The sequence below is a fragment of the Candidatus Methylomirabilota bacterium genome (assembly GCA_036002485.1).
GTDB lineage: Bacteria > Methylomirabilota > Methylomirabilia > Rokubacteriales > CSP1-6 > AR37.
This window is the reverse complement of the sequence record DASYTI010000074.1, coordinates 1-7,022: the sequence shown is the minus strand read 5'-3', so window position 1 is coordinate 7,022 and position 7,022 is coordinate 1. Positions and strand designations below refer to the sequence as shown.

Annotated in this window: 3 protein-coding genes; 1 reads left to right on the top strand and 2 read right to left on the bottom strand. The window is 69.3% G+C overall.

Annotated elements, in window-relative coordinates:
• Nucleotides 1-2,105, bottom strand: a 2,105-nt coding sequence (locus VGT00_07970) for a GAF domain-containing protein (GenBank protein ID HEV8531337.1), incomplete at its 3' end; no start/stop codon positions are given.
• Nucleotides 2,106-2,138: 33 nt separating this feature from the next.
• Nucleotides 2,139-5,489, bottom strand: a complete 3,351-nt coding sequence (locus VGT00_07965; GenBank protein ID HEV8531336.1) for an AAA family ATPase — start codon at nt 5,487-5,489, stop codon at nt 2,139-2,141.
• A 228-nt stretch (nt 5,490-5,717) separates the two neighbouring features.
• On the opposite strand from VGT00_07965, the gene VGT00_07960 reads away from it, so the two are divergent.
• On the top strand, nt 5,718-6,830 hold the full coding sequence (locus tag VGT00_07960; protein ID HEV8531335.1) for a class I SAM-dependent methyltransferase: 1,113 nt from the start codon (nt 5,718-5,720) through the stop codon (nt 6,828-6,830).
• The last annotated feature ends 192 nt before the right edge of the window (nt 6,831-7,022 follow it).

Genomic DNA, 7,022 nt, shown 5'->3' with positions numbered 1-7,022 from the left:
AAGGTCTTCAGCAGCTCGACCTGTTTGTCCGGAAACAGCATCGTCCGCGCCGCCGCCACCGTGATCGTTCCGATGGGCTGTCCGTCCCGCAGCATGGGCACGGAGAGGATGCTTCGGAACTTCGCGACATCGGCGAGGCCGCCGAGCACGTATTCGGGATCATCCCGCACGTCGGCGATGTGAACGATGCGGCGAGTCAGAACGGACCGAGCCGACGCCCCCCCCCGGCTGGGCGGCATGGGGAACGCGCTGCGAATGGCCGCGGCGCCCTCCGGGGTGACATTCCGAAGAGCGGCCAGGTGGACGAGCTCACCATCGTATCTGAACACGGTGCTGAAGGTGGCGTCACAGAGGCGGAGCGAGTTCTCCGCGATCGTCTCGAACACGGGCTGGACGTCGGTTTGCGAGCTGCTGATGACCCGGAGGATCTCGGCAGTCGCCGTCTGCTGCTCGAGCGTTTCGGTCAGATCGCGGTTGCGGGCCTCCAGCTCCTTGAAAAGACGCACGTTCTCGATGGCGATGACGGCCTGGTCCGCGAAGGTCTGGAGCAGGGCAATCTGTTTTTCCGTGAAGGGTCGGATTTCCCTTCGCCGGAGCAGGATGGAGCCAATGGCCACGCCCTCGCGCAGCATGGGCACGCACAGGGTGGTCCGGTGGTTGTACTCCTGGGCGAGCGCATACCCCTCGGGGAATTCTTCGCCCGCGGCCTGCAGATCCTCGACGTGCACGGGCTGGCGATCGATCATCGCGCGGCCGCTCACGGACCCGCGCGTCAGCGGGATGCGTGTGCCGAGCGGCCCGGAGGGCGTAGGCCCGAAGTGGGCGACCCGCTCGGAGAAGTCTCCCTCGAGCCGGTGGATCACGGTGTCGGCGTCGCACAGACGGCCCGCGCTTTCCGCGACGGCGTCCATGACCGGCTGAAGATCGGTGGTCGAGCTCGAGATGACCCGCAGGATCTCGCTGGTCGACGTCTGCTGCTGGAGCGCCTCGGAGAGCTCTCGCGTACGGTCCTCGACCTTGTGCTCCAAATTGGCGTAGGACTCGCGGAGCTGCGAGGTCATCGTGTTGAACTGCTCGGCCAGGCTCTCGATCTCGTCGCCCGTCTTGACCTCGAGCCGGTGCCCGAGATCCCCGGCCCCGATGCGCGCGGCGCCTTCCTGGAGGGTCTGGATGGGCCGGGTCATCCGGCGGGCGAGGACGAGGCTGCCCAGCACGGCCAGGATGATGCCAAAAAAAGCCAGGCCGGCCGTGCGGACGGCGGAGGCGCGAAGCGGCTCGACGACTTCGGCCCAGGGCTGCTCGATCAGCACCGACCAGCCGAGCGGGGCCACGGGGGCGGAGGCGGCGAGCACGCGGCGTCCATCGAGATCCTTGGCGACGAGGGGCGTGGAGACGCCGGCCTTCCCGGCGCGCATGGCCTGCTGCACCTGGGCCAGGGCCGACAGGTCCGTCTTCTTCAGGACGAGGCTGATGTCGGGATGGGCGATGAGGGCCCCGCTCGAGTCCACCACGTAGGCCCGTCCCTCCCGGCCCACCTTGATCTTGGAGACCACGTCCCAGATGAACTTGAGATTGACCTCGGCCGCCGTCACCCCGGGCTTTTTTTCGCTGCCGGCCAGGGCGATGGTCATGTAGGGCTCGGACTCCTTGCGGAAGGTGACGGGGCTGAAGTAGGCGCGTCCGGCTTTTGGCTGGAGGAAGCGCGGGTCTTTCGAATAGTCCGTCTTGCTGCCCACGACGTCCATGGCCAGGCGCGAGAGGCGGAGCTGCTCGAGCCCCTCGGGGTCGATGTAGCTGACTTCCGTGACGGACAGCACCTGACGGAGCAGACGGAAGTAGTCGCCACGTCGCTGCTCCATGGCGGCGGCCGGCGCGACGATGGGCGGCTGCGTCGTCCAGCCGATCTGCTGCTCGACCCCCTTGACGAACTGCTCGATCTGGGCCGCCGCGCCGCGCGCCTTCTCCTGCTCGAGGGCGGCCAGGGCGTCCCTGTTCTCCACGTACGAGAAGTAGGTCTCGAGCAGGCCGCTGACGAGCAGCGCCCCGCTCACCAGGGCGGCGAAGAGGATGGCGTACTTGCGGAAAAGCGACCCGCGCAGGATCACGCCGGGATTATGCCATGCCAAGCCGTGGTGGACCTAGTGCCCGGAGCGGCCCCGCGCGGCCTCCGCGCGCTCGAGCCAGAAGCGCATGCCCATGTCACGGAAGAGCTCCGCGGCCTGCTCGAGGTGCTCCTGCCCCGAGTCCGGCCCGCCCGCGCGGGCGAGCGCCCGGCCCAGAGCCAGATGGCAGCGGCCCAGCAGCGGCCTTAGCCCCATCTCGCTGGCGATCCCGATGGCTTCCTCGAGGGCCGCGCGCGCCGGCGCGTGCGCCGACTGGGCGGCCCGTCGCTGGCCCAGAATGCGCAGCGCCTCGGCCTCGAGCCAGCGCTGGCGATGGGCGCGGGCCATGGCCAGGCCACGCTCGACATGCGTGAGGGCCTCCTCGCGGCGCCCCGCGAGCGCGCACACCTCGGCGAGCATGGTGACGTTCCAGGCATGCGTGGGGAGAAGATTCAGCGCTGCCGATTGGGCCGTCGCTTCCTGGAGGAGGCCGAGCCCCTCCTCGACGCGCCCCGACAGGGCATAGGCCTGGCCCAGATCGCCCGCCACGAGGAGGAAGAGCGGGGCAAAGCTCGCGCGCCGGCAAATCTCGATGCTCCGGCCGAGCCAGGATATGGCCAGCGGAAAATCGCCCTGCACGAGATACGGGCGGGCCACGCCGGCATAGGCCATGGCCAGCGAGAGATCATGCTGGGCCGCCTCGGCCAGGCGCAGAGCTTCCTCGGCCCGCGCGCTCGCCTCGGCGAAGTCGCCAATATAGCCGAGGCACCAGGCCATCCAGGCCAGCGAGGCGGCCGAGCGGAGGGCCATGCCGCCGGTGGGCTCGCTCCCCGCGCGCTCGACATTGCGGCCCAGGGCCTCGACGGCCCGCCGGTACTCGCCGAGGCTCGCGTAGGCCTGGCCCAGGCGCATGTTGGCGATGGCCTCGAGGGCGGCATCGCCGAGCTTGCCCGCGATGGCGAGGGCCCGCTGTCCCGAGGCGACGGCGCGATCCGGCTGGCCCGTCCACCAGTAGTCCTGGGTCATGTAGGCCGCCACCTGCCCCATCCGCCGCTGATCTCCCAGAGCCGCGGCCACCCGCTCCGCTTCGTGAAGCGTCTCGAGCATGCGGCTGACCTCGCCGTGGGGCACGAGCGCATTGTGCAGGTCGAGTCGAAGATCCACCGCCTGCTCGTCGCGCACGCGGCTCTTGGGCAGATGCCCGAGCGCGACGAGCGACTGCTCGAAGCAGGTGGCGGCCTCGCGATAGGCGCTGCGGGCGGCCGCCTTGCCTCCCGCCTTGCGGTAGAGGACAACCGCCTTGTCCCAGAGCCCACCGTGAAGCGCGTGATAGGCCAAGCGATCCACCCGCTCGGCCAGCCGCCCCGGTGTCATGCGCTCGATCACCGTGACGAGCCGCGCGTGGAGCGCGCGGCGATGGCCGTGGAGGAGGGCGCCGTAGGCGACCTCGTGCGTGAGGGCGTGCTTGAAAGTGTATTCGAGATCGGGAAAGAGGCTCGTCTCGTAGAGAAATTCGGCCGACTGCAGATGGGCCAGGCCCTGGCGCAGCTCTTCCTCGGGGGCGTCCTCGAGCGCCTGGAGGAGCGCGAACGGCACATCCTTGCCGATGACGGAGGCCGACTGGAGCAGGCGCTTGTCCCGCGCGGGAAGCCGGTCGATGCGGGCGGCCAGGATGGCCTGGACGGTGGCCGGCACCTGGATGGCGGCCAGAGACCGCGCCGCTCGGTACTGGCCGCGCTCACCCTCGAGCACGCCCGTTTCCACGAGGGTGCGCACGCTCTCCTCGAGAAAGAAGGGATTGCCGCCGGTGCGGGCGACGAGAAGCTGCTTGAGCGGATCCAGTCCCGCGTCGTCGCCCAGGAGCGCCTGCAGCAGCTCGTCGGCGCTCTCGCGCGCCAGGGTGTTCAGGCGCAGCCGCGTGTAGTACGTCTTGCCGGACCAGCCGTGCTCGTACTCCGGCCGGTAGTTGACGAGAAGGACCACGCGCGCGCGGGGCAGGCTCTCGACGAGACTGTCCAGGAGCGACTGCGTCTCGCTGTCCACCCACTGCAGGTCTTCGAAGGCCACGAGGAGCGGCTGATTCCGGCTCTCGCGGAGCAAGAGCGCCTTGACGGCATCCAGGGTGCGCTGACGGCGCTGCGAGGGGTCGAGCCCCTGCCAGCGCACCTCCTCGGCGGGCACGTCCAGGAGCGTCAGGAAGGCCGGGATGGCGGATTCGAGCGATTCGTCGAGCGCGCGCAGCCGGGCCACGACCTTGGCCCGAAGCTCGCGGGCCCCGTCCCGCGCCTCGACCTGGAAGTAACCCTTGAGCAGGTCGCTGATGGGCAGATACGGCGTGGCCTTTCCGTAGGAGACCGAGCGGCTCTCGAGGACGAGCCAGGGCGGCCTCGGGACCGCCTGAGTCAGCTCGTGCAGGAGTCGGGACTTGCCGACGCCCGGCTCGCCCACCACGGCCACCACCTGGCCATGACCGCCCTCCGCCCGCCCGAGCGCTTCGCGGAGCAGATCGAGCTCGGGGGCGCGCCCCACGAAGCGCGACAGCCCGCGCCGCGCCGAGGCCTGGAGCCGCGAGCGCGCCACTCCGGCGCCCGTAACCTCGAAGACGTCGAGGGGCACATCCAGACCCCTGACGGACATGGGGCCCAGCGAGCGCGCTTCCACGTACCCCTCGGCCAGCCGCAGCGTGTCCACCGTGGTCAGGACCGAGCCCGGCGTGGCCATCTGCTCCATGCGGGCGGCCAGGTGCGTCGTCTGCCCGACGGCGGTGTAGTCCATGTGCAGGTCGCTGCCGATCGAGCGCACCACCACCTCGCCAGAATTGAGCCCGACCCGGATCTGGATGGGCACGCCCTCGGTGCGCCGCACCTCGTCGGCGTAGCGCTTGACCGAGTGTTGCATGCGGAGGGCCGCATAGCAGGCGCGCACGGCGTGATCCTCGTGGGCGAGGGGGGCGCCGAAGAGGGCCATGATGCCGTCGCCCATGACCTGGTTGACCGTGCCCTCGTACTGGTGGACGGCATCCATCATGTGCTCGAGGACAGGGTCGAGGAGCTTGCGCGTCTCTTCGGGATCGCGGTCGGCCAGGAGCTCCATGGAGCCCTTGAGATCGGCGAAGAGCACCGTGACCTGCTTGCGCTCACCCTCGACCGCGCCCTTGGAGGTGAGGATCTTCTCCACGAGATGCCGCGGGGTATAAGCCTCGGGCGAGGAGAAGCGCGGCTGACTCGCGCCCTTGACATCGACGGGCTGGCCGCACTGACCGCAGAAGCGGACACCCTCGCCGAGCTCGGCGCCGCACGATCCACAAGACACGGCCAGACGCGCGCCGCATTCGGTGCAGAACCGCGACGAGGCGGCGTTCTCGTGCCGGCAGCGCGGACAGTGCATGCTGGAGTCTCCGGCGCGCCCGGAAGAGCGCGGGGCAGCGCGTCCCAGAGTAGCCCGCGCCCCCGCACGGGTCAATGATCTTGACTCTCCCGGGGCGCTCATCTACCGTACGGCGCGATGCCGGACCGGGCTCGAGCTCCTCTCGCCCTGCGCGCGCTGGCACATCGGCTCGCACGTCCCGAGGCGCCTACCTTCGACCTCGAGCTCATGGATGGCTCGGTGCTTCGGATGGGGCTCGGGGTCCGCCCCGCCTTCAGAATCGCCTTGCGGTCTCCTCGAGGCTGGCGGGCCCTGCTCTCGATGGACGAGACCCGCATTGGCGAAGCCTATATGCGCGGCGATCTCGACTTCTCGGGAGATTTCCTCGCCGCCCTCGATCTGCGGCGCGTGCTCTCGGATCGGCATCCCCTCGCGTCCATCTGGCGATTTGTCCAGCCGTGGCTGCTCGGCGACGCGCGCGCCGACAAGACCTGGGTGCCCCAGCACTACGACTACGGCAATGACTTCTACTTTGCCTTCCTCGATCGCAAGTTCCGGCTCTACTCCCAGGCCCTCTATCACTCGGAGGACGACACCCTGGAGCAGGCGGCCCAGAACAAGCTCGACTGGATCCTGGACGCCTGCCGGCTCGAGGCGGGCGGGCACGTGCTCGATGTGGGCGGCGGCTGGGGCTCCTTCGCGGGCTATGCGGGCTCGCGGGGCGTGCACGTGACCATGCTCACCATCTCGCGCGAGCAGTACGCCTACCTCTCCGAGTGGTGCGCGACCCACAGCCTGCCCGGCCGGCTTCGGGCCGTGTTCGAGAGCATCTTCGACTACGAGCCCGTGGAGCGCTACGACGCCATCGTGCTCCTGGGGGTCATGGAGCATCTCCCGGACTATCCCGCGCTCTTCAGGAAGTTCGAGGCGCTCCTCAAGCCCGGGAGGCGACTCTACATGGACTTCGCGGCGGGTCGCCGCAAGTTTGATGTCAGCGCGTTCACGTACCGGTACATCTTTCCGGGTGACCACACCCCCGTGGTCCTCCCCGAGCTCTTTGCCGCCGCCAACCGCACCGCCATCGAGCCCATCGCGCTCCACAATGATCGGCACAGCTACTTCCTCACTCTCCAGGCCTGGGCGCGCAATCTCGAGGCCGCCCACGAGGAGCTGGCCGCGCGCTTTGGTGAGCGCGTCTACCGGCTCTTCCAGATCTATCTCTGGGCGGGCGCGCATCTGCACCGCGACGGCGGGCTCGAGAGCTACCGCGTGCTCTTCCAGAAGGCGCGCGACCTGCCCTCGGCCGAGATCGGCGTCCCGGCGCCTCCGTCGGCGCCTGTCCAAGTAATTCCCCTGCCCTAGCGAGAAGGAGTGTTCCGCTTCGAGCGCCGGCTTCGCCGGCGCAATCTGATCGGGGGGGAGGCTTCGGAAGGGGGGCGGAGCCCCCCTCCGAGCTACCTAAGCGCGGTATACTCTCCCGTATGCGAGTACTGCTCGTCCATCCCGGCGCATTGATGTACTCGGAGCTGTATCTGCGCCTCGAGCCTCTGGGCC